Annotated in this window: 20 protein-coding genes; 15 read left to right on the plus strand and 5 right to left on the minus strand. The window is 54.0% G+C overall.

Annotated elements, in window-relative coordinates; all coding sequences use genetic code 11:
* The first annotated feature begins 94 nt into the window (after positions 1–94).
* Genes ACUN9X_RS10750 through dinG form a run of 3 tightly spaced genes read left to right on the plus strand, consistent with a single transcriptional unit; the run spans position 95 to position 4,821 of the window.
* The gene (locus ACUN9X_RS10750; RefSeq protein ID WP_445473045.1) at positions 95–1,891 is read left to right on the plus strand and encodes an ExeA family protein; all 1,797 of its coding nucleotides are present in this window, start codon (positions 95–97) and stop codon (positions 1,889–1,891) included.
* 3 nt (positions 1,892–1,894) lie between these two features.
* On the plus strand, positions 1,895–2,683 hold the full coding sequence (locus tag ACUN9X_RS10755; RefSeq protein ID WP_260035533.1) for a general secretion pathway protein GspB: 789 nt from the start codon (positions 1,895–1,897) through the stop codon (positions 2,681–2,683).
* A complete protein-coding gene (dinG, locus tag ACUN9X_RS10760; protein ID WP_445473046.1) occupies positions 2,683–4,821 on the plus strand; it encodes an ATP-dependent DNA helicase DinG in 2,139 nt (712 codons plus the stop codon). Before ACUN9X_RS10755 ends, dinG begins: the two co-directional genes overlap by 1 nt.
* A 341-nt stretch (positions 4,822–5,162) precedes the next feature.
* On the opposite strand, the gene ACUN9X_RS10765 is transcribed toward dinG, so the two are convergent.
* Positions 5,163–7,862 (minus strand): LuxR C-terminal-related transcriptional regulator, encoded by a 2,700-nt coding sequence (locus ACUN9X_RS10765; protein ID WP_260035537.1) that lies wholly within the window; start codon positions 7,860–7,862, stop codon positions 5,163–5,165.
* A gap of 155 nt (positions 7,863–8,017) precedes the next feature.
* Positions 8,018–8,794 (minus strand): sulfite exporter TauE/SafE family protein, encoded by a 777-nt coding sequence (locus ACUN9X_RS10770; RefSeq protein WP_260035539.1) that lies wholly within the window; start codon positions 8,792–8,794, stop codon positions 8,018–8,020.
* A 227-nt stretch (positions 8,795–9,021) separates the two neighbouring features.
* On the opposite strand from ACUN9X_RS10770, the gene cysB reads away from it, so the two are divergent.
* Positions 9,022–9,996 (plus strand): HTH-type transcriptional regulator CysB, encoded by a 975-nt coding sequence (gene cysB, locus ACUN9X_RS10775; protein ID WP_445473047.1) that lies wholly within the window; start codon positions 9,022–9,024, stop codon positions 9,994–9,996.
* A 156-nt stretch (positions 9,997–10,152) separates the two neighbouring features.
* Here the strand turns inward: cysB and ACUN9X_RS10780 are convergent, their stop codons facing one another.
* Positions 10,153–10,878, minus strand: coding sequence for a phosphoadenylyl-sulfate reductase (locus ACUN9X_RS10780; protein ID WP_260035543.1), 726 nt, complete (start codon positions 10,876–10,878; stop codon positions 10,153–10,155).
* A gap of 206 nt (positions 10,879–11,084) precedes the next feature.
* Here ACUN9X_RS10780 and thrH point away from each other — a divergent pair, with 206 nt between their 5' ends.
* Positions 11,085–11,693 (plus strand): bifunctional phosphoserine phosphatase/homoserine phosphotransferase ThrH, encoded by a 609-nt coding sequence (thrH, locus tag ACUN9X_RS10785; protein WP_347710185.1) that lies wholly within the window; start codon positions 11,085–11,087, stop codon positions 11,691–11,693.
* Between the two features lie 38 nt (positions 11,694–11,731).
* Here the strand turns inward: thrH and ACUN9X_RS10790 are convergent, their stop codons facing one another.
* Complete coding sequence (locus ACUN9X_RS10790) at positions 11,732–13,087, minus strand: anthranilate synthase component I family protein (protein ID WP_445473048.1); 1,356 nt, start codon at positions 13,085–13,087, stop codon at positions 11,732–11,734.
* A 35-nt stretch (positions 13,088–13,122) separates the two neighbouring features.
* On the opposite strand from ACUN9X_RS10790, the gene ACUN9X_RS10795 reads away from it, so the two are divergent.
* Together ACUN9X_RS10795 and ACUN9X_RS10800 are read left to right on the plus strand one after the other, a co-directional pair.
* Positions 13,123–13,779 (plus strand): hypothetical protein, encoded by a 657-nt coding sequence (locus ACUN9X_RS10795; protein WP_445473049.1) that lies wholly within the window; start codon positions 13,123–13,125, stop codon positions 13,777–13,779.
* 148 nt (positions 13,780–13,927) lie between these two features.
* Positions 13,928–14,749 carry a DUF6160 family protein gene (locus ACUN9X_RS10800; RefSeq protein ID WP_260035549.1) on the plus strand — a complete coding sequence of 274 codons (822 nt, stop codon included), beginning with the start codon at positions 13,928–13,930 and terminating at the stop codon, positions 14,747–14,749.
* A gap of 272 nt (positions 14,750–15,021) precedes the next feature.
* On the opposite strand, the gene ACUN9X_RS10805 is transcribed toward ACUN9X_RS10800, so the two are convergent.
* The gene (locus tag ACUN9X_RS10805) at positions 15,022–15,636 is read right to left on the minus strand and encodes a hypothetical protein (protein ID WP_260035550.1); all 615 of its coding nucleotides are present in this window, start codon (positions 15,634–15,636) and stop codon (positions 15,022–15,024) included.
* A gap of 124 nt (positions 15,637–15,760) precedes the next feature.
* Between ACUN9X_RS10805 and ACUN9X_RS10810 the strand changes: the two genes are divergently transcribed.
* The 8 genes from ACUN9X_RS10810 (at position 15,761) to prmB (ending at position 24,738) form a co-directional block, all read left to right on the plus strand.
* Positions 15,761–16,801 (plus strand): DUF58 domain-containing protein, encoded by a 1,041-nt coding sequence (locus ACUN9X_RS10810; RefSeq protein WP_260035551.1) that lies wholly within the window; start codon positions 15,761–15,763, stop codon positions 16,799–16,801.
* Entirely contained in the window at positions 16,794–18,806 is a 2,013-nt protein-coding gene (locus tag ACUN9X_RS10815) for a transglutaminase family protein (protein WP_445473050.1), read from the plus strand. The genes ACUN9X_RS10810 and ACUN9X_RS10815 overlap by 8 nt, the downstream gene beginning before the upstream one ends.
* Positions 18,807–18,849: 43 nt before the next feature.
* Positions 18,850–19,986: a DNA polymerase III subunit delta' C-terminal domain-containing protein gene (locus ACUN9X_RS10820; protein ID WP_445473051.1), complete on the plus strand. Its 1,137-nt coding sequence runs from the start codon at positions 18,850–18,852 to the stop codon at positions 19,984–19,986.
* Positions 19,987–20,157: 171 nt separating this feature from the next.
* Entirely contained in the window at positions 20,158–20,508 is a 351-nt protein-coding gene (locus ACUN9X_RS10825) for a PilZ domain-containing protein (protein ID WP_260035555.1), read from the plus strand.
* Positions 20,509–20,556: 48 nt separating this feature from the next.
* Positions 20,557–21,489: an alpha/beta fold hydrolase gene (locus tag ACUN9X_RS10830; protein ID WP_445473052.1), complete on the plus strand. Its 933-nt coding sequence runs from the start codon at positions 20,557–20,559 to the stop codon at positions 21,487–21,489.
* Positions 21,489–22,415, plus strand: a complete 927-nt coding sequence (locus ACUN9X_RS10835; RefSeq protein ID WP_445473053.1) for a DUF4892 domain-containing protein — start codon at positions 21,489–21,491, stop codon at positions 22,413–22,415. The genes ACUN9X_RS10830 and ACUN9X_RS10835 overlap by 1 nt, the downstream gene beginning before the upstream one ends.
* A 249-nt stretch (positions 22,416–22,664) precedes the next feature.
* On the plus strand, positions 22,665–23,729 hold the full coding sequence (locus tag ACUN9X_RS10840; RefSeq protein WP_445473210.1) for a patatin-like phospholipase family protein: 1,065 nt from the start codon (positions 22,665–22,667) through the stop codon (positions 23,727–23,729).
* A gap of 133 nt (positions 23,730–23,862) precedes the next feature.
* Positions 23,863–24,738, plus strand: a complete 876-nt coding sequence (gene prmB / locus ACUN9X_RS10845; protein ID WP_445473054.1) for a 50S ribosomal protein L3 N(5)-glutamine methyltransferase — start codon at positions 23,863–23,865, stop codon at positions 24,736–24,738.
* Positions 24,739–24,768: the final 30 nt, after the last annotated feature.

Raw genomic sequence — 24,768 nt, forward strand, 5'->3', positions numbered from 1 at the left:
TCGCCGGTTTAGGTGTCTTGATGGGTGACAGTGCCAAGAGTGGGGCGCTATCATAGCGCGACCTGAAACAGCGTCGTCAGCCAACTGGAATTTCATGTACTACGAGTTTTTTGGCTTTCGGGAACCTCCGTTCTCGATCGCACCCGATCCCCGCTATTTATACCTCAGCGAGCGCCATAAAGAAGCGTTGGCGCACCTGATGTATGGCGTTCAGGGCCAGGGTGGCTTTATCGTGATTACCGGTGAGGTAGGCACTGGCAAGACGACGGTGTGCCGCTGCTTTATTGAAAATGTGCCCGACAATGTCGATATTGCGCTGGTGCTGAACCCGCGTTTGTCCGCTCGCGAGTTGCTGTCCAGCATATGCGATGAACTTGGCATAGCGCATCCCAGTGGCAGCAGCATTAAAAAGCTGATTGACCTGATCAACCATCACCTGCTGGAGTCACACGCGGCGGGTCGCCATAAAGTGCTCATTATCGATGAAGCACAGAACCTGTCTGCCGACGTGTTGGAGCAGCTCAGGCTCCTGACCAATCTGGAAACGGCCGAGAAAAAGCTGCTTCAGATAGTACTGCTGGGTCAGCCGGAACTGCAGGACATCCTGGATACTCAAGAGTTGCGTCAGCTTTCCCAGCGCATAACCGCGCGCTACCATCTCGACGCTATAGCCCGTGATGAACTGCCGGCTTACCTGCGCTATCGCCTGAGTGTTGCAGGACAGAAAAGCGAATTCTTCACGTCCAAAGCATTGAACCAGCTCTATCGCGTGAGCCGTGGCATCCCCCGGGTAATCAATCTTGTCTGCGACAGGGCGTTGCTGGGGGCCTATTCGGAAGGCTCCCATGAAGTCGGTAAAGCTCATATTGTTGGCGCTGCCCGGGAAGTGCTTGGCAAGCGGCGGCTTTCACTGCGAAGCGCGCCACCATCGCAGAATCTGCGCATAGCGTCGGCGGTTGCAGCGGTCGCAGCAGCGGTGGTCATGATATGGGTAGCTGTTGAGCAATTCCGTGGGGAAGTTGGGGGCAGCGCGCCGGTCGCCGTAGCGCAAACTGAAGCGCGGAAAGCGGCACCTCCAACTGAGAAAACAGAAAGTCAGTCGAAGGAAGCGAGTACCACTCCGACATCCAAGGCGATTGAAGTCGTGCTGCCGGCCAAGACTGAGCCCAAGGTCACCACAAAGCCTGAGGCAGATCAGTCGGCCACGACATTATTTGCTCTTGAGCCAACGTTCGAGCAGACAAGTCAGGAACTTGGTAATCGGCTTTCGGATGAGGGCAAGAACCAAACGGCCGCCTATCGTCAGCTGTTTGAACGCTGGAGTTTCGACTATGTCTCGACTGAATGGCCCTACGCCTGTGAGTTTGCCGAAACAGTGGGGCTACGTTGCCTTCACCGCCAGGGAAACTGGCGCAGTCTCCGGCAAATCAATCGCCCGGCCATTCTTAGCTTGTATGACACCGGCGGTAACCCAAGGTTCGCAACCCTGATAGGGCTTGAAGGTAACACCGCAACATTAGTGCTGGACGGTGAACAGCTCGACTTTCCGGTTGATGTCATCGACCAGTTCTGGCTCGGCGATTATTCACTGGTATGGCGAGTACCACCCTATGAATCCGGTTTGGTACCCGCCAACGAGGCCGTGAGCGAGGGCGCATGGCTCAGTGCAAAAATGATGCAATTGATCTCAACGCATGAGGCATCCGTGAGCGAGCAGGACAAGCTGATCGCGGCACCGCTGAAAGAACAGATCCGTTGGTACCAATCGACGATGGGCCTGATTCCCGACGGTATCGCTGGAGCCAAAACACTGATTCAGATGAATTCTGATCTTTATCCATCGATACCGACGCTGTCCCCGGTTCAACGACAGACAGCAGGGGTCCGGTAGTCCATGTCCTATATCCTTGACGCACTCCGCAAGTCCGAATCTGAGCGCCAGCAAGGCCGTGTGCCTGACTTGAATCAATCGGTCCAGATGGTTCACAAACCAAGGCGCAAAGGCATTCCTGTTGCCTGGTGGCTTGCAGTGGCACTGTTTTTTAATGGCGCAATCGTCGCATTGGTGTTTTGGCCAGGAGCGGGGTTACAGTCTGATTCAGCTGAAGGTGAAGTTCAGCCCGCTGCGCAAACAAGCACTCCGAATGCACAACCGGATGGGGCTTCAGTGGCGCAAAACAGCCCCCCTGATGCGCCTGCCAGTGAGCAGGAACCAACATCAGCCAAACGGACCGCTGGCAGCCAGGACTTCAAACCGATTCCAACTGTTCCGGTGGACTCTGCGCAAAAAGATAATAGCGAAGCGGCTAACCCACCCATGAAGGAAGCCGTCGTGCTGGCGGAACAGCCAACGCTGATAGTGCCAACGCGCAGCAGCGCGTCAAATGATTCAGCGTTGCCCGATACTGCGTACCAGCAAGACCGCGAGTATGACGGCGTGCCTCATCTGATCGAAATGCCGCTGTCATTCCAGCGACAGATACCGAGCCTCCGTTTCAACAGTCATATCTATGCCTCGGATCCCGCAGCCCGGCGTGTGATTATCAACGACAAGTATTTGCGCGCCGGCGACAGCTTTTCTGGCATTCGCGTGGTTGCGATTACTTCTGACGGCGTGATTCTCAGCCGGATTGGCACCGAGTTCCGGGTCGGCGTTGTGCGGGATTGGGTTACGCCCCGCTGATGCCGATTCCTGACGATGTCAAACAGTCCATACAGCAGGGGTATCGCGACTTTTTAGGCGCAAAGGGTATCAATGCCCGTTATGGCCAACGGCTGATGATCGCGGAAATTGCGCGCTACCTTGGCGGCATCACATCCGATGATGGCGAGCGGACGTCTCCCGCATCTGCATGCGTGGTGGAAGCGGGCACGGGTACCGGCAAAACGCTGGCGTATCTCATGTCAGCCATTCCCATGGCAAAAGCCATGGATAAAAAGCTGGTTATCTCAACCGCCACTGTCGCGCTGCAAGACCAGATCGTTCAGAAAGACCTACCGGAGCTGCGCGAACATACCAATCTCAAGTTCAACTGGACCCTGGCAAAGGGGCGCGGTCGTTACCTGTGCCTGTCCCGACTCGAGGGGCGCCTGCATGAGGAAGGTGTACAGGACAGCGATACCATGCCTCTTTTTCTGCTGGAGGGACGACAGGACGAAGAGCCGGGAAGCCGAGAGTTCTTCGAAGAAATGCTCGCCCAGTATGCGAATCGGAAGTGGGACGGGGACCGCGACCACTGGCCCCAGCAGATACCGGACGACACCTGGCGCCAGGTGACCACAGATCATCGTCAATGTACTAACCGCCATTGCAGCTATTTCGACAGCTGCGCGTTTTTTGAAGCCCGAAAAGGGTTGGACGAAGCGGAAGTGATTGTCGCTAATCACGACCTGGTGCTGGCGGATTTGGCACTGGGTGGCGGGGCTATATTGCCGCGGCCGGAAGAGGCCATCTTCATTTTTGATGAAGCCCATCACCTGCCTGCAAAGGCACTGAACCACTTTGCGGCCTCCGTCTCCATCAATGGCACGCGTAACTGGCTCAAGCAGCTTGCGCAGGTCATCGTTAAAATGAAGCCCTACCTGACGCCGGTGTCCACCGCATCCAAGACCCTGGACAGAATCAGCGAAGCCTCGCGTGCTTACGAACTGGTGCTGGCGCAGGTATACGAAGAGGCGGAAAGCAACATCACCTGGACCTTTGAGGATGATCGCCAGTCGGCGCAATGGCGTTTTCCTGATGGTGAGCTATCCGAGCGACTGGCGGAGCTTACGGTCGAGGCCGGTGCCGCCAGTGCCAATCTATCCCGGCATCTCGGGGTTCTGGTAGACGAACTCCAGAAGGCATTTGATGAGAGAAAGGATCATGACATTGATCGCCAGACCGCCGAGTCATGGTTTCCGGTAGCCGGTACACTCCACAGTCGCGCCGAAGACCAGTTGCGGCTTTGGACAGCGTGGCGGGAGGTACGGGAAGAGAGGCGTCCGCCGCCTGCGCGTTGGGCCATTCGCCAGCGCTTCGATCACGCTGAGGATATTACCTTTTTCAGTAGCCCGGTTTTGGCGGACAGCTTGTTGCACAGTCGCCTCTGGTCACGGGCGTTTGGCGTCATCCTGACCAGTGCCACGTTGACCGCATTGGGTAGCTTTGACCGATTGAAAAGCCGGGCCGGTCTGCCTGCATCAAGCCACTTTATGGTGGTGCCCAGTGCTTTTCGCTACGGCGATATGGCAACCGTTGAAGTGCCACCGATGCCAGCCCTGCCCACTGAAGCTGAGTCTTTTACCGATGCTTTGGTTGAGCGTCTGCCGAAACTCTGGAGCGATGGTCAGGCCATGTTGGTGCTCTTTACCGCCCGGCGTCAGATGAATGCTGTTCGTGACCGTCTGGCACCTGAGTGGCCTGATGTCATCATCACCCAGGATGACATGGCCAAGGGCGAAGTCTTGCGCAAACACAAAGAGAGAGTTGATGCCGGGCTGCCAAGCATTCTGTTTGGTGTTGCCAGTTTTGCAGAAGGTATCGACTTGCCTGGCAAGTATCTCCAGCATGTCGTTATTACCCGACTGCCGTTTTCGGTACCGGATGATCCCATTGATGCCAGTCTTGCCGAATGGGTAACCGCCCGCGGCGGCAATCCCTTTATGGAAATCACTGTCCCAGATGCATCGATTAAACTGGTGCAGGCCGTAGGGCGGCTATTGCGAACTGAATCCGACAAGGGGCGCGTCACAATTCTCGATCGCCGAATCGTCACACGTCGGTATGGAAGCCTGCTATTGGATGCCTTGCCGCCATTCCGTCGCCTTGTCTCCAACTGAACAGACTTATTTGTATTCGCAGCTTGGGCTGCGAGGGGATAAACCGTAGACCTTTCTTCTGCATTATCTGCTGAATTACGTGGCGATAAAGCAAAAAAAAAGGCGTTAATCCAAAATGGATAACGCCTTTCTGAAGCAGGGCTCTGACTTGGTAACCCTGGGGTTTTGCAACACGGAACTTTAGAATCCAAAGGCCTGAAGTTTCAGATTCTGAAATGAGGTTTCCCTCACCGTTGAACACAGTTTAGTGGGAGTAGGGGCGTATCCGGATCGTCCAAAGGGCGTAGTGGGATAAAAAAAACCACAAATAAGTGTGATCTAGGTCACATTTTGTGTCGCGGTTAGAGAATTCCCAGTTGGCGCGCGCGGGCTAGTGCTTCGGTTCGGCTCTTCACCTGTAACTTCCCGTACAGGTTGCGGATATGGGCTTTCACCGTTGTACCCGCGACATCCATCCGCTCCGCTATTTCTTTATTGGCCAACCCTTCGTTAATTAACGAAAGCACTTCGCCTTCGCGCGTACTGAGTGGCTCGATGAGCGAATCTCCGCCCGCGGATGCCTTGCCGGATGTTGGGTTGGCAGCAGTCGCCTGATCCCTCAGCAATGATTTGAGACGATCAAGATAAGCAGGTTGGATGCTGGCGTCGTCAATGGCGAGGATCAGCGGGTGGATGACGCTATTTTCTTCGACGAACAGGCGGATGAAACCTTCTTTAGACGCCCGCTTGAGTGCTTCGGTCAGTACGTTAATCGCTTCGGTACGCTTGCCGTTTTTCAGCTGAGCTTCAGCGAATACGACCATGACCTCGATCAGGTGTTTGTGGTGTTGCCCCAGCTCGGTAGAGAACCGCAACGGTGTCAGCAGTTCAATCGCTGCAGAGGGCTGGTCTGAAGCGTTCAGAATCCGCGCCGCGGTAATGTCGCTCTGTTCGCCATTGAGTGGATTGCGAAAAGCGACATCGCCACGAGTTTCCAGCCAGGCAGATGCCTCCTTGAGCCTACCTTGTGCCAAATGGCAACGGGCTTTGAGCGCGGCCAGATTCGGGGGCTCGAAAACAATGTGCTCCCCCCGCCGCTCCAGCACTGAAATGGCATCATCAAGCGCGCTGATGGCCAGATCATAGTTGCCTCGGGTAAACGCAAGGTGTGCCCGGGCATACTGAATGATCAGATGCTGGCCGGGCTCTGTACCTTTCTCGAGATGATCGAGCAATGGCGCCAGATAGGTATCAGCCAGAGCCAGTTCGTCGCGCTCCCGGTATATTTCAATCAGCGCACAGTTCTGCCAGCAGGAAATGAGTTTTGGCTGTTTGGGATCAGTGTAGTGGCGATCAATCCATTCCCTGACAGAGACACAGCTATCGAGGGCCAGATTCATGTGGCCGCGATTGAACTGAATCCATGCCAGCAACCCGCCACTGGACAGAACGGTCGATGGCTTACGTTCAATCTGGCCATTGGAAACGGCCGACTGAAGTGCTTCTTCTGCTGCAGCCAGATCGCCCCCGGCAAAATAATCGATACCCAAGCCGTAATAGGTAACGGACTTGAGCGGTATCTGGGTATGGTCAATGTCCCTGAGAACCTGTTGCGTCAGGTCCGCAGCGCTTTTCAGGTCGCTTCGGGTACGCGCCAGATACGAACGGATAAGCGCGATCTCGCTATGCAGTGCAAGCGCACCGCCGGCATCCGGATGAGAGTCAGCAACGCGCTTATCAAGCAGGTCTTCCAGTCTGCCAAGCTGAGGCTCGATAACGTCCAGCCGGTTGGCAAAAAAATGGCCCCAGATTCTCAGCATCGATAATCGGGTGTTGTCTTCTACGGTTCCGGGCGGCAGGCGATTAAGCCAATCCAGTACCGGCAAGTGAAAGCCACCATGGATCAGGTTGTTACCATGCTGTTCAAGCACTTGCGCAAGCCAGTTCCAGTCCGCCAGTTGCACCAGTTGCGCAATGGCTTCCTGAATGTGGTCGTGCTCCAGTAACCAGTGAATCGCCCGGGCCTGAAGCGGCTCGATCCGCTCAGGCGCCGTTTGCTGCAAGCGTTGGAACAGGGCCTCCCGGAACAGATCGTGATAACGGAACCATTCATCGCGGTTATCCAGAGGGATCAGAAACAGGTTTCGCTGACTGAGCGATTCGAGCATCTCCTGGCTGTCTGACTGTTCGCGCACACTGTCACATAAAGACGCCGTCAGTCTCAGGCAGCAAGACGTATCCAGCAAAAAGCGGGCAACGCTATCCGATTGCTGATCGAGAATTTCGCTGAGGATGTAATCGCTGATCTGGCGGTTCGATTCGGGTACCGGTTGAGCTGATGGCAAATCGCCTTTAGCCGGGTTGTTTCTGGCGGAGAGGGCGCTGAGCTGCATGGCTGCGACCCAGCCTTCTGTTTTTTGCCAGATATGTCGCGATTGCTCTTTGGAGAGTGGAATCGACATGCAGTCTTCGAAGAATCGCCGGCATTCCTCTTCTGAGAACGCAAGTAACTGCGGGTGAATGTCATCAACCCAATCACGCACACGCCAGCGTGAGACCGGTAGCTGCGGCTCTGTGCGGGATACCAGCAGCAGGTGAAAACCGGGGGGAAGGTAATCAATGAAGTAAGTCAGTTGACGATGTATATCCGGGGACTGGATCTGGTGATAGTCATCGATAACGAGGCTGACGCCTTCACGTGATGCTTTTATAAGGGCGTTAATCAACTCGGTAATGGCGCCTTCCAGTTCGTGAAGCGCATAACCATTAACCGCTTGTTGAGCGCTTTCCAGACCTTCTATGCCAGCGTGAACCAGTGCGCCGCTAACGTATTGCCAAAACCGCCGGGGATCGTCGTCATTGGCGTCGAGTGACAACCAGGCGACTGGGCTGGTCTGCGTTTCTGACCAGTGGTTTACAAGCGTTGTTTTGCCAAAACCGGCGGGCCCAATAACAAGGCTGAGCCGCTTGCCATGCCGCATCCTGAGGACGTCAAGCAGACGTTCTCTGCGTATCGCGCGCAAGTCAGCAGCGGGTCTCAGAAATTTGGTTGTTAACAGCATGTGGTTCAACGCGTCAGGTCAGATCGGCGGACTACAGAATCCAATTGAGCGGTCAGAAAGACCGAGGAACTGATTGTCGGCTGTTGCGCTGTGAAGTCAAGCGGTAACGGGCGCTCAGCAGGCCAGATCGATCAGCAGAGCGCCGTTTTTTGCGATCAGAAGAACGTATATTTCAATCCGATGAGAAGCAGAATAGCCGCCAACGTTGATTGAAGAACGCGACTGGGTATCCTGCGAGCGAGGCGGGTGCCCAGCTGAATGGCTGGAATTGAGCCAATCAACAAGGAGCCCAACAGGTACCAGTCGATGTTGCCCAGATGCCAGTGCCCCATACCTGCCATAAAGGTCAAAGGTACAGCATAGGCCAGGTCTGTGCCCACGATGCGAATGCCTGAAAGATTGGGATACAGCATCATCAAAATGGCAGTGCCGAATGCACCGGCACCGACGGAGGACAGTGTGACGGCGAAACCCAGGAACACGCCGGCTATAACCGTTAGCCCCTTCTGGTGACGGACCAGAAAAGTCTCTTTGTTTTCAATGTTTCGGTGACGAAGAATCCAGGGGCGAAAGATAAGGACGACCGAGGTCAGGATCAGCATAGCCCCCAAAGTAGAAACAAGAATCCCTTTGTAGTCTTCGGGGTTGGTGAAGAAGAACGATAGCAGCACCACCGCAGCTGCTGAGGCTGGAATGCAGCCCGCAAGCAACCGCAATACGATAGGCCACTCGATTGACTGTTGGCGATGATGGGCATAAACCCCGGTTGCCTTTGTCGCAGAGGCATAAACCAGATCGGTGCCAATTGCGATATGCGGAGGAAAGCCAAACATCAGAAGCAGGGGGGTCATCAGGGAACCGCCACCGACACCGGTAAGACCAACCGCTAGTCCTACACCTGCACCGGCCAATATATAAAAAAGGATATCCATAAATTATGATCTACACTGATAACCGTGGATCATCACGTTCCCGGATGAAGTGAATAATAAGGAATCGCCGGGAGATGGGCTCAGCGCTTCCATAAACTGCGGAACGTCGGAATTTTGTGGTCCGTTCGCCTCAGCGATTTCCAACTGTAGACCTTTGCATCTATTCTTAAAAAGAATTATTACTTATATTTTTATACGAAAAATAACGAGATGGAGCGAGACGGTCGATGAAATTACAGCAGCTGCGCTATATCTGGGAAGTTGCGCACCATGATTTGAATGTTTCCGCGACAGCCCAGAGCCTCTTCACATCACAGCCCGGCATTTCCAAGCAGATCAGGTTGCTCGAAGACGAACTTGGCGTCGAGGTGTTCGCTCGCAGCGGCAAGCACCTGACGCGCATCACGCCAGGCGGCGAAACCATTATTCGCGAAGCTGGTGAAATTCTTCGTCGGGTTGAGGGCATCAAAAAGATCGCTCAGGAGTTCAGTAACCAGCGGAAGGGCGATCTCAGTATTGCGACAACGCATACTCAGGCCCGCTACGCGCTGCCGAAAGTGATCAGTGGTTTTATCGAGGAATACCCCGACGTTTCGCTTCATATGCATCAGGGAACACCGATGCAGATCTCTGAGATGGCGGCCAACGGTGCTGTAGATTTCGCGATTGCCACCGAGGCGCTGGAGCTTTTCAATGACCTCATCATGATGCCGTGCTATCGCTGGAATCGCAGTGTGATTGTGCCAAAGGGGCACCCGCTAACCCGCTGTCAGCCGCTGACGATAGAGGATGTCGCGGAGTTTCCTCTGGTGACTTATGTGTTTGGCTTCACCGGTCGGTCTCGACTTGACGAAGCGTTTCAAAGTAAAGGACTGACACCAAAAGTGGTGTTCACAGCAGCAGACGCGGACGTCATAAAAACCTATGTTCGGCTGGGATTAGGCGTTGGCATTATTGCCAGCATGGCATTTGATGAGAAAACAGACAGCGATCTGGTCGCACTTGATGCCAAAGATCTCTTCGCGCCCAGCGTTACCAAAATAGGTTTTAGAAAAGGGACCTTCCTGCGGGGCTATATGTTCGAGTTCATTCAGCGCTTTGCGCCGCATCTGACACAGGAGATGGTGGAAGCTGCGACTCATCAGTCCAGTCGGGCCGATGTGGAAGCATTGTTTGAAGACATCGAAATACCGACATTTTGATGAGCGGAGAGTGGCGCTTCAATGGCCTGAATGAATGGGCAGGTCTGTTGCTGTTTCGGTGATTGCGCTCAGCAGGGTTTCAGGGCGCGGGAAGGTAAGTCAAAAAAAGCGGGACGTGGATATTGATCCGGTCCCGCTTTTTTATTGCAATGATGACTACTGCTCTTTGGCAATCAGATTGCCCGCATGCAAGCCACATTCTTTGTGAGTGGCTTCTTCCCACCACCATCGGCCTTCACGTTCATGTTGGCCGGGCAGAACCGGTCTGGTGCAGGGCTGGCAGCCGATGCTGATAAAGCCTTTTTCATGCAGTGAGTTGTAAGGCGCTTCGGTCATGCGAATGTAGTCCCACACATCCTTTGACGTCCAGTTTGCCAATGGATTGAACTTGACCAGTTGTCTGCCAGGCCCGGCAAACGCTTCATCCAGCTGCACAACCGGGACCTCATTCCGCGTTCCCGGGCTCTGATCTTTGCGCTGGCCGGTAATCCACGCGTCAACGGTTGCGAGTTTCTTGCGCATCGGGTTGATCTTGCGGATACCGCAGCATTCCTTATGGCCATCCCGGTAAAAACTGAACAGGCCCTTTTCGGCCACCAGCTCTTCGACTTCGACAGCGTCCGGAAACAGCACTTCGATATTGATGCCGTAGTGTTCCCGTACTTTCTCCAAAAATTCATAGGTTTCGGGATGAAGCCGGCCGGTATCCAGTGTGAACACCTTCAGGTTATCGGTCAGTTTGTGGGCCATCTCAATCAACACCACATCTTCGGCACCGCTAAATGACACAGCTACAGAGTCGTAGCTTTTAAGCGCATGCTTGAGAATAGAGCGGGGCGATTGGCTGGTCAGACTCTCATTCAGTTCTTTTATAGTGTCCATGGTAACCATCGTGTCACGGAGTTTGCGGTGAATTTATCACCGCCCGGCGCCAATCAAAAGTAACCTCCTTTCATAAGGTTATATCAGCTGTGCAATTCGGCCGGGTTTTTCTTATGATAGATGCGCTTTTTGCAGGCCGTTTTCAGATGGCTGACAGATGTCGAGCTGCCAAACGGTCATTACAAACGAACTTGAAGGAGTGTGTTGTGGAACTTGCCTGCCTTGACCTTGAAGGGGTGCTGATACCTGAAATCTGGATCGCTTTCGCCGAGAAAACCGGCATTGAGGAACTGAAGGCAACCACCCGCGACATTCCCGATTACGATGTGCTGATGCAGCAACGCCTGCGTCTGCTTGATGAGCATGGTTTTGGCCTGCCGGAAATTCAGGAAGTGATCAGCACGCTTGATCCTCTGGAAGGCGCCCGGGAGTTTCTCGATTGGCTGCGCGAACGCTTTCAAGTGGTGATTCTGTCCGATACTTTCTATGAGTTCGCGATGCCGCTGATGAAAAAGCTGGGTTATCCGGCATTGCTTTGCCACAAGCTGGAAGTAGACGAGAGCGGGCGAATTACGGACTACCTCATTCGCCAGAAAGATCCGAAACGCCAATCTGTACGGGCGTTCCAGCTATTGAACTACCGCGTAATCGCGGCTGGTGATTCCTATAACGACACCACCATGCTGAAACAGGCCGAGGCCGGTATTCTGTTCCACGCACCACAAAATGTGATCGATGAGTTTCCCCAGTTCCCGGCGGTACAAACGTTCGATGATCTGAAGAAGAAGTTTGAAGAGCTGAGCACCCGCATCTGATTGAATGACAAGATGTGATTATTGATGACACGCTGGCATCAGAGCGATTCCAGCGTGTCCATCAAGCGCTGTACTTTTGTCAGTGACTCCTGATATTCCGATTCCGGGTCGGAATCCGCCACAATGCCGCAGCCTCCCCAGCAATAAATCTCGCCGCCTGACTCAGTGATCATTGTCCGGATCGCTATATTGCTATCCAGATTACCGTTAAAGTCCCAATAGAACAGACTGCCGCAGTAAGCGCTGCGCCCGGTGGGCTCAAGCGCATCAATGATCTCCATTGCGCGACGTTTCGGAGCGCCGGTTATAGAACCACCCGGAAATGCCGAAAGCAATGCATCAAATGCAGAACAACCCGGAGCCAGAGTACCGGTGACAGTGCTGACCAACTGGTGAACGTTTTCGTAGCTTTCCACATCAAACAGCAGGGGGACTTTCACGGAAAAGGGCTCGCAGAAGCGAGACATGTCGTTGCGAATCAAGTCCACAATCATCAGGTTTTCGGCACGGTCCTTCGGGTCATTCAGCAAGTCTTCCCTGTAAGCAAGATCCTTCCCCGCGGTATTGCCTCTCGGCCGGGTGCCCTTTATCGGTTTGCTTTCGACGGCGCGATCATGGATGCGGAGCAAGCGCTCGGGCGATATGCTCAGCACCTGGTAGTCGCCGGCATTGATGTAGCCAGCGTGCGGAACTGGCACTGCGTTTAAAAGTGCCAGAAAGGCGTCAAAGGGGTTGCCTCTAAATTGCCCTTTAAACTGCTGTGCAAGGTTAACCTGATAGCAGTCACCTGCGGCGATCAGTTCCAGTATGGCTCCAACGCCAGCCCTATAGGCGTCCGGGCGCTGGAGTGGTTCGAAATCCCGCACCATCTTGAAAGCTGATGTATTGCCAAATGTTGGGCTTTCTGGTGGAGGAGCACCGTTGATCAGGGCTTTCAGTGAATTCCTCGTGGGCAGGCTGCACTCGGTATCAATATGTATGGCCGCTCGCTGAGAGTCAGCCGAAATATGCAGTGACCAATCAAACTGCCCGACCCAGCCTGCGCCGCCGTATTCTTGCTTATCCAAATGTTGACTGAACCCCGGGACAGTTCGGGCACCCGCTGAATAGTTCAGAATTCCCGCCATACCCGACAGGAAATCCCCGCCTGAGTTTTTCTGCACATCTTGCGAAAGCGCTTGTCTCCCTGCGTGCGCGCTTTTTATCTCTGACATTGCGGTTGCCCACTGATCGGAAGAGCCTTCCAGGAGCCAGTGTTCTGAAGGCCAGGCGCTGACAAAGTAGCCACCGTCGGCCTTGCTCATCAGTATGAAACCGGGCTGCAGGGACAAATAGTCAAGCCAAAGTGCCAGACATTCGGCAGAAACGGGAATTTCTTTGAGGGATGATTGCACGCGGGTCCTGTTTCAGATGAGCTCGGCGCTGAATTATGACGGCAGGCACCCATAATAACGCAATTTTACCGTTGATTGAGCATCACGCTCGAAACGGCAATACCAAAAAGACGTTAAATATTCAGGAGACAAAAATGCGAGTAATTCATTTCGATTGGGCTTCAAAGCTAATGGTTGCAGTCATGCTGGTGTGCCTGTCTACGCTTGGGATGGCGCAGGAAAACGCAGCAAAAGGACCATCGGAGAAGGAAATGAAACAATTCGCCCAGCAACAGTTTGAAGCAATGTATAAGCGCGCCATGGAGAGCGCCTCTGAGCAGCTTGAAGCAGGCGAGGCAATCAAACCATTTGCCGTTGTTGCGGACAGGGGCAACAAAGTACGCCTTATTCGCATTGGTGAAATCGAGCAGATGAAAGCCTATGTGGCGCTGGAAGTGATGCGACGTAGCCTTAAGGCCATGGTCAAAAAAGGCAATATTGGTGCTACCTGTCTGGTCTATATCGCAGACAATCCAAATCCACAGGCAGAAGCAAAGCAGGTGATTGTTGCAGAAATGGAGCATATTTTCGGGTTTACGCTGGCAGAATTGACGCCATTTGCCGTTGAAGGCGGCAAAACAGTGTATGGCAAGCCAGTCGTGGTTGAGTCCAAGCCTGTCATATTTAAAATTAACGAAGAGGCTGCAGAATAACCAGTAGAGATTGTCAGACAATGTGATTATTTGGACTGTGAAGGGAGTCACGGAACGTTTCAGGCTCAGGGACTAATCTTCAATCGTGCGGAAACAAAACAAAACAATCCGCATTGGAACAACAACAAATTCCGTTATGGAGAACAATATGAAAGGCCTGAAGAAAATTGCACTTGCTACAGCTATCGCAGCCGCTCCGTTCGCCGCTCAGGCAGAACTGAAAGCCCTTGACGACGGTGCCATGGGCAACGTTACGGGTCAGGCTGGTGTGACCATCGAGCTGGAAACCAAAGTTGACATCGGCGAGTTCCGCTACGTTGACGAAGGTACCTTCGCGATGACTGGCGTCTCCATCGGTGGCGGCGATATCGTTGACGACGGTAACGGCAACCTGACTACCAGTGGCAACCTGGATGACCTGAAAATCGACATCGACGTAGAAGCAGACGGCGATGCCGTTATTCACGTTGGTAACGTAAACGGACAGGTGCCAATCGACTTCGCAGTTGCTATCAACGAAGTTAGCCTGCGTGGCGACACTGACAGCACGCTGTTGGCATCTAACATCGGTATCGTAGGTAACCTGGCGCAGCTCGACATCCGTGTTGACACTGCTACTGATACCCTGATCACTGACGTTGCGTTCAACATCACCAACATGGATATGGACATCGACTTCCTGGGTGTGAACGTTCGTGGCATGCAGGTTATGGGTGGTCAGTTCTTCGAGCAGGTTGCTGCTAGTGGTCAGCCAACAGATGCTGCTGGCCTGTTCGCAGCTGCACAGATCACCGTCAGCAAAGCGACTGGTGTTGGCTCTACTTCAGGCGAAGGCCTGGCAATCGGTATCTCTGACTTCACTACAGACATCAACGTAGCTGCAGTTGAGATCGGTGGCGCTTCAATCGGTACTATCCAGCTGGATAACCTGACTATCAGCAACACCAACATGGTTGTTTACGGTCACTAAGACGTAGCACTTTGTTAAGAACGCCCCGCTTGCGGGGCGTTTTTTTATGCCTGTAAAAAAGTGGTTTTGTCCCGCTGGGTATGAACCATGCATCGTCAGGTGCCCAATGTTGGGCTGGTTCTGGTCTCGATGCTTCGGCTACAAAAAGATGGCGGAGTAAGGATTTGGTTGCTGTTATGAGTGCGCACATAAAAAAACCGATGCATTTGAAGTGCATCGGTATCGGTTTGCGCGGAGTTTTGTGCGCTCTCCAGCTTGGCTGCTTCAGGCCATTACTGGTCAGGCACGGCTATCGAAAGATCAAATCCGCCGCCTGGACGCGGCGTCAGCTGAACCGGCCCTTCGTTGATGCCTTGTGGAATATTGATTGGCTGAATCCCTGGCAGGTTCCCGATTGAAAAGTTGACGTTTTGACCGTCGAATCCGATGCCCAGTTGATCATTCAGGAATGTCTGGGTGAAGGGTTGATCGGGGATTACCATTTGCTGGCCGTAGATCAGCGGAGGGAGTGTGGGGTAGAGGTCTGCCACTTGCGGTGCCAGTGCGGCTTCCGCACCTGTCAACTGCAATGAGCGGCGAATGAACTCTTCCTCTGCATCCTGAAGCGCTTCTTCATTATTCTCGTACTCGGATTTTCTGAAGATATTCGCGTAGGCTTCCTCTTCTGACTCCTGGACCGCCGGCTCGCCCGGTGAGATGGTCAACGATCGAATAACCCGTTGACGCTCCTCTTCAGATTTTTGCTGTGCGCGAGGCACAATGATGATGGCGGAGTCCTTGATATAGGTGTCGACCATTTCATCGGATGTCAGCGATTCCACACCGGCATTGGCAGACGCGGCAATTGTGCTCGCCACAGCCATAACGAGTATGCGTTTATTAAACATTTGAGCAGCCTCTCGGAGAGATTCGGAACGTCCTTTGTTAAAGTATTTGAATATTGCTCATCGTTTTCAAGGTGTTTTTGGTGAAAATGTGATCAGATCAGTGGCATGAACGGATTATTTTAGTATGGCAGGTATTTTCAGACGGCGGTGGCGACGCTGGGTTAACCGGCGAATCCCCAGATCCGACAGCCAAACCTTTTCGCAGCGCAATGTTTTTATCCTGCCGACAGGCGCCGGTGCCGTGTTCTGTTTTTTGTTGCTGGTTATGCTGCTGACGGGGATCAACTATCAGAATAGCCTGATTTATCTCCTTACCTTTCTGCTTGGCGCCATTTTTGTAGCCGCAATGCACCAGACTCACCGCAATCTGGTAGGCCTTCGCCTGACGCTCATCAACACCGGTGAAGGCTTTCCTGGCACAGATATCGAGTTCCGTTTGAGAGCGACCAGTGATCATAGTGATGCTGTTGCAATCCACATCACACCCGAGGACGGCGATGTTGAATCATTCACTGTCCAAAAAGGCGAACTTGTCGAAGTCTGTTTGAGCGCCCAGGGCACATCCCGGGGGCCGGTTTCGGCGGGAGACCTGCGGGTTGAAACCCGTTTTCCGTTTGGTTTGCTCACCGCCTGGTCATGGATGAGGCCGGTCCGGGAAGGTTTATGTTATCCCCGGGCGATTGCGCCGCCTGACATACCAGGAGGAGGTGAAGAGGGCGAACAATCTTCGGGCACTGCTGCTTCTTCGGATCTTTCCAATATGAACATTCGTCCCTGGCGCCAGGGGGATCTCACCCAAAGGGTGCTTTGGAAGCGCTTTGCGCGAACCGGTGAAATGGTGATTGCGGACTGGGAAGGTGATGCAGCTGATCCGGAATGGTTGGATTTCGACAGTTTTCCGGGCGTCGACAAGGAACTGCGGCTGAGCTACCTCGCGGCATTGGTTGAACAGCGGGATCAGCTTGGCGCACCTTACGGATTGCGCTTACCGGGGAGTCGCATTGAACCTGATGCGAGCAGGCTTCACCGGGCGCATTGCCTGCGAGCGCTTGGTCGGCATGGTTTTGGCAGCCCGGCGGCTGAAAGCGTCCTGCCTGGAGACTTGCTTGGCCAATCGGGCAGATTCGATAGAGCAGCGGATTCGATGAGCCACCAACATGACTAAGCGGCATGGTATTTCGCCGGTATTGCCTACATCGGCTTTGTTGTGGCTACTGATCGCGTTTGGGCTGCTTTTGCTCCCTCAGCTCGATCGTTTGCCTATTTGGCTCTCCGTTAGTTGCGTGGCGTTGGCAGGTTGGCGCTGGCTCGTTCAGCTCGGCATCATTCGTTTGCCTGGCAGAATACTTCGGATCGCCATCATGGTGGCCTTGATCGCGTTCTATGTGCTAGGCGCTCGCGGTCAGTTTTCTGTTGAGACAGCGTCTTCGTTCTTTGTGCTTGCGGTGGGTATGAAGTGGCTGGAAACCCGCACAACGCGGGATGTGTACGTGCTGTTTTTCATACTGTGTTACCTCGCAGCTGTTAATTTTCTGTTTCAACAGGGAATTCTGTGGGCACTGATCAATTTCATTGGAATCTCTCTTTTGTTGATCAGCCTGCAGGTTCTGAATGCGCCTGATATCCCGAACAGTGTGGCAACCAGTTGGCGCCGATTGGGTGGGCTGCTTTTAAAAACGCTGCCTGTGGTGGTGTTGCTGTTTATATTCTTCCCGCGGTTATCGCCCTTATGGAGTGTTCCCCTGGTTTCCGGGCAGGCGCGCACTGGCATCTCGGATTCGATGGAGCCGGGATCAATATCGGACCTGGCTCAAAGTAGCGAAAGGGCGTTCCGAGTGACCTTTGGCGGGATGTTGCCCGAGTATCGTGACCGTTATTGGCGAGGTCTCATCCTTGATCGCTTCGAAAATGAACGTTGGGAGCAGGCAGACAAGGCCATGGCGGGACGCCCCGGCCGAATCAGTTCGGATGGGGGCATCGGTGACCTTCGTGAAGATGAGTATGATGTGTTGCTGGAGCCGACCTATCAGCGCTGGGCGTTCGCACTCGACAATTCATCACCGGTTTCGGCGAATGTGACGGGCGAGCCAGATGGCACCTTTGTATTTGACCGTCCTGCCGATACCAGCATCCGCTACCGCATGGAACGGGAGGAAAACCCGAGTCAGCGAAGTAACGAACAAACGCTTTCGCAGGCTGACCAGTACCGCTACCTTCAACTACCGCGTGAGGGCAATCCCCGTGCGCGTGATTACGCCCGCAAGTTGTTGACGGAATACCAAGAGCCGCTTGATTACGCGCAGGCGTTGATGGCCCGGTTCCGAAGCCAACCCTATTTTTATACCTTGCGCCCCCCCGCAATGCCTGAGGATTCGGTGGACGCCTTGTTGTTCGATGTCAAAAGGGGGTTCTGCGCACATTACGCCAGTGCGACCGCTTTTATGTTGCGGGCGGCGGGAATTCCGTCCCGTATTGTGATTGGCTATCAGGGCGGGTCGCCCGGGAACAACGATGAATACCTGATCATTCGCCAATACGATGCTCATGCCTGGGTGGAGCTTTGGTCACCAGATCGTGGATGGGTTCGCCTCGACCCGACTGCGGCAATTGCGCCTCAGCGAATAGAATCCGGATTACGCGACGCGGTGGCAGAAGAAGGGTCGTTCCTGGAAAATGAATGGATATCGCCGTCGCGCTACGGTGACGTGGCTTTGGTGAGATGGCTTACCCTGCAGGCCGATAGCATTAATTATGAATGGCAGCGCTGGGTTGTTGGCTATCAGGGCCAGACACAGATGAATCTGATGTCTCGGTTACCGGGCAATTTCTCGCTGCGGGACCTTGGATACCTGTCGGCGGGGCTGTTTGGTGGTTCATTGCTTGTTGCAGGGCTTTGGACTAGCTGGCGCCAGCGCAGGCGTGTGCCAAATGACCCGCTTGAGCGTCTGATGGTGCGCTGGCGCCGCTTACTCGAAGCCAGGGGGGTCGATGTCACGTCATCAGACACACCCATTACACTGGCACGCAAGGCAGCTGATCAGATGCCCGCGCAGGGGAGTCGACATGCTGTTTTTGCCCGCGCGGTGAACAACCACTATTATGGGTCGGCTCCGCTTTCCCGGAGAGACTGGCTTCGCTTAAAGCGACTGTTATCGAGTCTGACACGTTAAGAGTCTTGCGAATGAGGCTCCTTCCAGCACACAAGGACATTGAGTGATTCAACGTAGCGCTGACTTGCCCTGGTTACAGGCAAGCTTTGAGAGTCTGATCGACCGCTTCTCGCAAGGCCGGCTGCCGCACGCGCTGCTTCTGGAGGGGCGCTCCGGTATCGGGGAGCATGAATTTGCCGATTTGCTTGCCCAGCGCCTAGTGTGCAGTGAGGCGGGCGGGCGCTTTGACCCGTGCGGTCATTGCAAACAGTGCGAGCTTGTTGGTGCGGGGTTTCATCCGGATATCCGTACCTATCGACCTGAAGACTCACGCTATATCAAGGTGGATCAGGTTCGGTCGCTGGGTGAATTTGCCGTTGCATCGCCGCAGGTTGCCAAACGCAAGGTGATTATCGTCGACAGTGCTGATCAGTTGAACATCAACGCGGCGAACGCGCTGCTGAAAACGCTGGAAGAGCCAAACGCGGATGTTACGCTGGTTATGCTGCTAGAGGCTGGCAAACCGCTGCTGCCAACGCTGCGGTCCCGCTGTCAGTCACTCAACCTGCCGACGCCGGAACTTGAGGTGGCCACCGAATGGCTTCTCCAGGCGCTTGAAAGACAGCGTGATGAAAGCGACGGTGACGCTGCAAAAAAACCGGACAACATAAATGCTGACGGCAAGGGCGCTACTAAAAAGAGTGCTGATAAGCGGACTGCGGAAGACAAGAGCGCAAAGGGTGAGTCACCGATTGATATCCATGTGGTATCAAAAGCCCTCCAACTTGCTGGCGGTGCGCCAATGGCGGCGAAATCCTATATACAGAGCGATTTTGTTTCAGCGACCGACGCCTGCCTGGATGCCTTTCGCCAATTCCTCAAATCCAAAGTAGCCCTTGAGGTAGCGTCCAAGGCATTTCTTGCAATTGGCCTTGAATCCAGTCTTGGCGTGATGGAACGCTGGGCCAGCGACATGGCACGGTTATCCGCCGGTGCACCTGCAAACAATGAAAATGCTGCTGATGTACTGAGTTTTTTGGCAACGAATAACCATCCGCTTGCGGCGCACGGGCTGGTCGAGAAAATCCGGGAGGCTCGAAGTGGCCTTACCTACAATGTTAATCCGGAGCTTGAGGTTGAGCGTTTACTTTTGGCGTGGCTTGATCTGATGCCAAAGCGCCGTCGGGGAAAGGTCGCATAGCGCAATCGATGGGTTACTGTTCTTTGATGACGACTGGACTGCTATTATTGATTTAAAGCGTTGGACTGATGCGGCTGATAGTCGTCTCCGGTCCGGGTGCGGCAGCGTTTTGAGAATGTCGGCCGTACGATCCATTATCAGGTTCAAACATAATAATTTAAGGGTGGTCATATGGGACCGGGTTTCGGCGCACGTAGTGGTATTCTGACGCTGACGATTAAAGATAAAGCTGTTCTTTACGCGGCCTACATGCCTTTTATTAAAGAAGGCGGGCTGTTCATTCCCACCCAGAAACAATACCAACTCGGTGATGAGGTTTTTCTTCTGCTTAATCTGATGGATGAGCCCGAGAAGATTCCGGTTGCCGGCAAGGTTGTCTGGATCACGCCGAAAGGCGCTCAAGGTAATCGCGCTGCGGGTATTGGCGTGCAGTTCAATGGTGAGGATGGCAGTGCTCGCAACAAGATTGAGGCCTACCTGGCAGGGGCGCTGAGCTCCGACCGTCCGACTCACACCATGTGATTTGAGCCTGTTTAAATTGCAGGCTTTGCAACTGATTTGGAATGCATCATGAATAAGCCAATGTCTGATTGCGCCGGTACAGCGGTAACGGTTCCTGTGGCGCTTGACGGCCCGGCGCCATTGGAGAAGAGCTGGCCACTGCAGCACATGACCCTTACAGGATTGAGCTGGGGTGACGCAGCTGAGCTGCCTTCGGGTTCGCCGGTGATCGGGCTTCATGGTTGGCTTGATAACGCGGCTACTTTTTCAAAGATTGCTCCGACGCTCGCCAGAGCGCAGCCTTTTCATGGGATCGACTTCGCCGGTCACGGCCACTCCGATCATCGCCCGCCCGGGCAGCAATACGAACTTGTAAACTACGTCGCCGATACGGCTGAGTTGATCGACCGTCATTTTTCGCAAAGCGGAGAGCCGGTTACGCTCATCGGGCATTCCCTCGGTGGGATCGTAGGCGCGCTCTACGCGGCAAGCTTCCCTGAAAAAGTAAAGTGTCTGGTGATGATTGACAGTCTGGGGCCGTTGACGCTGGAACCTGAAAAATCAGCGGATCAGTTGCGTAAAGGGATCACCAAAAAAATGCGGGGTTCTGGCAAGCCCACGGTTTATCCAGGGCTTGAAGAGGCCGCTAAAATCCGCGCTGGCGGGCTCAGCCCTTTATCTTCCCAGGCCGCGCACCTGCTGGTGCCCCGTAATCTTCGTGAAACCCAAGACGGTGTGGTCTGGAGAACGGATGCAAGGTTGCGGCACCCGTCACTGAGCCGATTCGATGAGGCTCAGGTTACCGGGTTTTTGCGGGCTATTAAGGCACCCGTCTTGTTTGTTCGTGCCGCTGACGGCCTTTTGGGTGGTCGCAGCAGTTGGTTGGAACGCACCGGGTTGATTCGCGATCTGACTGAGGTCACGGTTCCCGGTGGCCATCACTGTCATCTTGATGGTGATGTTGTACCGGTAATTAACGCGCTAAAGGAATTTCTGGCCTGATGATGCCGACCCTTGTTGCAGGGCTCAAGTATGGGCGCCAAGCTTTCCCTGGTCTGTTTTGTGCCCTGGCCGCCGCACTTTTCAGCGTCCCGGCTGTAGCTGAATCGCTCCCGGTGTACTCACAGTCGTCTGTCGAAGTGACCAAAGACTTCGAGGCGCCGAACCATCGCGTGTTGTTCAGTGCGGTACGGGAAGTTCGCAGCGAGATCCGGGCCGACCGGCAGTACAAGCTGCCGGTCACAGGTGGTGGCCGATTGCTGCGCATAGATCCTGATTCCTCGCTCGATTCCGCCCAGTCGTTTTATGCAGATCAGCTGAACCAGCGCGGCGCAACCCGTTTATTTCGTTGTCAGGGGCGCGATTGCGGCCATAGCAATGCCTGGGCCAATGAAATCTTTGGCGTCTCGACCCTCTACGGACCAGACGACAGGCAGGCCTACACCGTTTATTCCTATCGGGATGATCAGGGGCGAGTCAATCTGACTCTGATTTACGCTGTAACCCGAGGCAACTTGCGAGACTATCTATGGCTCGAGGAGTTGGTACTCGACGATAGCGCTGAAATCCCCGTTCTCTCGCCCGAAGGCGGAAAGATAAAAGGTCCTGTTGTGATGCGCTGGACAGGATCACTGACTCACCGTTTCAACTGGGATACCAATACCCGTAACCGGGTCGTCAACTGGATGCAGGATCCCGATTCGCGCTTGATCATTACCAGCTACGCAGCAGCACCCGCTGATGACGGAACGGTTGCCGATTCATTTGAACGCTCGCAAAGTGCTGGTACGTCATTGCAAGCATTGCTGGAAAAACTCGGCGTTCCGAAATCGAGGCAGTTTCTGGTTAACGCGGGGCCTTCCCGGGCCGCTGCCAAAGATCCCTCCATGCGGACCGATCACATCGAGCTGATTGTGATCAAAAACTGATAGTCGTTCCGCGTCGTCCGTGATTAAAATTGAATAATCACGAAAAGGGGCGTCCATCGAAGTAAAACCGGGCATTTGCCACGGAAAGTCAATCCGGATCGGCGTTAACCGTAGTTCCAGAATGCGCACGGATCGCCCCTCATTTGTTGAAACCGAATCACAGGATCGCCAGTCATGCCTGAACATCCCGAACTCGAATCCATCGAAGACGACACTCAGGTTGATCCGTCGCCAGTCGCCCCAGATGTCATGGCAGATGAAGACAAACGCCCTGTAAACCGGCCAACGGTGGCGCTGGTGCTGGGGAGTGGGGGCGCGCGTGGGTATGCGCACATTGGCGCTATCGAAGTGCTGGAAGAACGGGGATACGAGATTGTCGCGATTGCCGGCTGCTCAATGGGGGCATTGATCGGCGGTGTTTATGCCGCGGGTAAGATGAAAGATTACAAGGATTGGGTCACCGGGCTCGGTCAGTTTGACGTGCTCAAATTGCTGGATATTTCGCTTTCTACCGCAGGTGCGATACGCGGCGACAAAGTGTTTTCGGTGGTTCGGGATTTCATTGGGGACACGCTGATTGAAGACTTGCCGATTCCGTTCACGGCCGTCGCAACCGATTTGTTAGGGCATAAGGAAGTCTGGTTTCAGGAAGGTCTTTTGCATCAGGCTATTAGGGCCTCTATCGCAATTCCAAGCGTTGTGACCCCCGTTGTGATGAAAGGCCGGGTTCTGGTGGACGGTGCGCTGCTCAATCCGTTACCGATTATCCCGACGATTTCCGCTCATGCTGACTATATTTTTGCGGTGAATCTTTCCGGCGAAGACAAGAGCCAGACGCGGATACCGCGCGATGCTTATACCCATACAGTGGAAGACGAAGAAGACGACTGGATCGAAAAGGTAAGAGATAAAGCGTCAAGCTGGTTTGATTGGGATACCTTACGCTCCTTTGGCGGACGCCGTGAAGCTGATAACCCGGCGCCAGAGCCGGATCCGGTGGATGCGGAGCCGGAAGAAGTCGATGCCAAATCGAAAACACTGGAAGACGGCACCGAAACCATCTCCTGGGAAAAGCTGGGTATCGGCAAGTTCGATATCATGAACATGACAATAGAAACCATGCAGAGCGCTTTGACCCAGTACAAAATTGCCGGATATCCGCCTGACATGCTCGTCAATATCTCGAAGGAAGCCTGCAGAACGTACGACTACCACAAGGCGCCGGAACTGATCCAGCTGGGACGGGCGCGTATGGATGCTGCGCTGGATCTGTTCGAGAAAGATGGGAGCAGCTCCGGGTTGTTGGCGTTGTAGAGAGCAGGAGCGAGCATCCATCAGAGTGCTTGAGTTGAAGGCCACAAATTGATCGCAAACCGGCGTATAATCGCTGATCTTAATTTTCAGACCGAATAGGTGACGGGTGTCGTTCCAACCGATTGATGATTTAATGACCATTCGCGATTTTCTGCGTTTTGCTTCCACGCAATTTGCGCGTTCCGAAATTTATTATGGTCATGGCACCGACAATGTCTGGGACGAAGCCGTTCAGTTGGTGATGCGAAGCCTGGCGTTACCGCTTGAAAACAATGCCATATTTCTCGATGCACGGCTGACACGAGACGAGAAAGCCCTGCTTATCGATCGCATCCAGCGCCGCGTTGAAAGCCGTGAACCCGTGGCATATCTGTTGGGTGAGGCCTGGTTTATGGGACTCCCGTTCAATGTGGACACGCGGGTACTGGTACCTCGATCGCCGATTGGTGAGCTTATCCAGTCAGGATTGCAGCCCTGGTTAGGCGACATTGAGGTCAATCGTATACTTGATTTGTGCACTGGCAGCGGCTGCATCGGTATTGCCGCAGCGACGGTATTTGAAGAAGCGGACGTTGATCTGTCCGATATTTCTGAGGATGCACTGGAAGTCGCGCAATCCAATATCGTGATGCACGGCCTGGAGGATCGCGTCAGCGCCATTCAATCGGATCTGTTTGCCGGGCTTGAAGGACAATATGATCTCATTCTGAGTAATCCGCCTTACGTTGATGCTGAAGATATGGCGGCCTTGCCGGATGAGTTTCGCCATGAGCCTGAGCTCGGTCTCGCGGCGGGTGGTGATGGGCTCGATATCGCGCATCGCATTTTGGATAAAGCGGCTGACATGTTAACGCCTGATGGCTTGCTGGTCGTCGAAGTTGGCAATAGCTGGGTGGCTCTGCAGGAAGCCTATCCGGAACTGCCATTTATCTGGCTGGATTTCGAGCAGGGCGGTGAGGGTGTGTTCCTTCTATCCCGTCAGGATTTGATCGAATGGCGTCAGCACTGAGTTAACAAATTACATTTACTTATTCACATA

This window comes from Marinobacter sp. V032 (assembly GCF_052645435.1).

Bases quoted from the DNA above. Each gene is read 5' to 3' on its own strand.
- ACUN9X_RS10755 (WP_260035533.1), top strand. From the start codon at position 1,895: ATGTCCTATATCCTTGACGCACTCCGCAAGTCCGAATCTGAGCGCCAG.
- dinG (WP_445473046.1), top strand. From the start codon at position 2,683: ATGCCGATTCCTGACGATGTCAAACAGTCCATACAGCAGGGGTATCGC.
- ACUN9X_RS10750 (WP_445473045.1), top strand. From the start codon at position 95: ATGTACTACGAGTTTTTTGGCTTTCGGGAACCTCCGTTCTCGATCGCA.
- ACUN9X_RS10830 (WP_445473052.1), top strand. From the start codon at position 20,557: ATGAATAAGCCAATGTCTGATTGCGCCGGTACAGCGGTAACGGTTCCT.
- prmB (WP_445473054.1), top strand. From the start codon at position 23,863: ATGACCATTCGCGATTTTCTGCGTTTTGCTTCCACGCAATTTGCGCGT.
- ACUN9X_RS10835 (WP_445473053.1), top strand. From the start codon at position 21,489: ATGATGCCGACCCTTGTTGCAGGGCTCAAGTATGGGCGCCAAGCTTTC.
- ACUN9X_RS10805 (WP_260035550.1), bottom strand. From the start codon at position 15,636: ATGTTTAATAAACGCATACTCGTTATGGCTGTGGCGAGCACAATTGCC.
- ACUN9X_RS10795 (WP_445473049.1), top strand. From the start codon at position 13,123: ATGACGGCAGGCACCCATAATAACGCAATTTTACCGTTGATTGAGCAT.
- ACUN9X_RS10800 (WP_260035549.1), top strand. From the start codon at position 13,928: ATGAAAGGCCTGAAGAAAATTGCACTTGCTACAGCTATCGCAGCCGCT.
- ACUN9X_RS10780 (WP_260035543.1), bottom strand. From the start codon at position 10,878: ATGGACACTATAAAAGAACTGAATGAGAGTCTGACCAGCCAATCGCCC.
- ACUN9X_RS10840 (WP_445473210.1), top strand. From the start codon at position 22,665: ATGGCAGATGAAGACAAACGCCCTGTAAACCGGCCAACGGTGGCGCTG.
- ACUN9X_RS10770 (WP_260035539.1), bottom strand. From the start codon at position 8,794: ATGGATATCCTTTTTTATATATTGGCCGGTGCAGGTGTAGGACTAGCG.
- ACUN9X_RS10825 (WP_260035555.1), top strand. From the start codon at position 20,158: ATGGGACCGGGTTTCGGCGCACGTAGTGGTATTCTGACGCTGACGATT.
- cysB (WP_445473047.1), top strand. From the start codon at position 9,022: ATGAAATTACAGCAGCTGCGCTATATCTGGGAAGTTGCGCACCATGAT.
- ACUN9X_RS10810 (WP_260035551.1), top strand. From the start codon at position 15,761: ATGGCAGGTATTTTCAGACGGCGGTGGCGACGCTGGGTTAACCGGCGA.
- ACUN9X_RS10765 (WP_260035537.1), bottom strand. From the start codon at position 7,862: ATGCTGTTAACAACCAAATTTCTGAGACCCGCTGCTGACTTGCGCGCG.
- ACUN9X_RS10815 (WP_445473050.1), top strand. From the start codon at position 16,794: ATGACTAAGCGGCATGGTATTTCGCCGGTATTGCCTACATCGGCTTTG.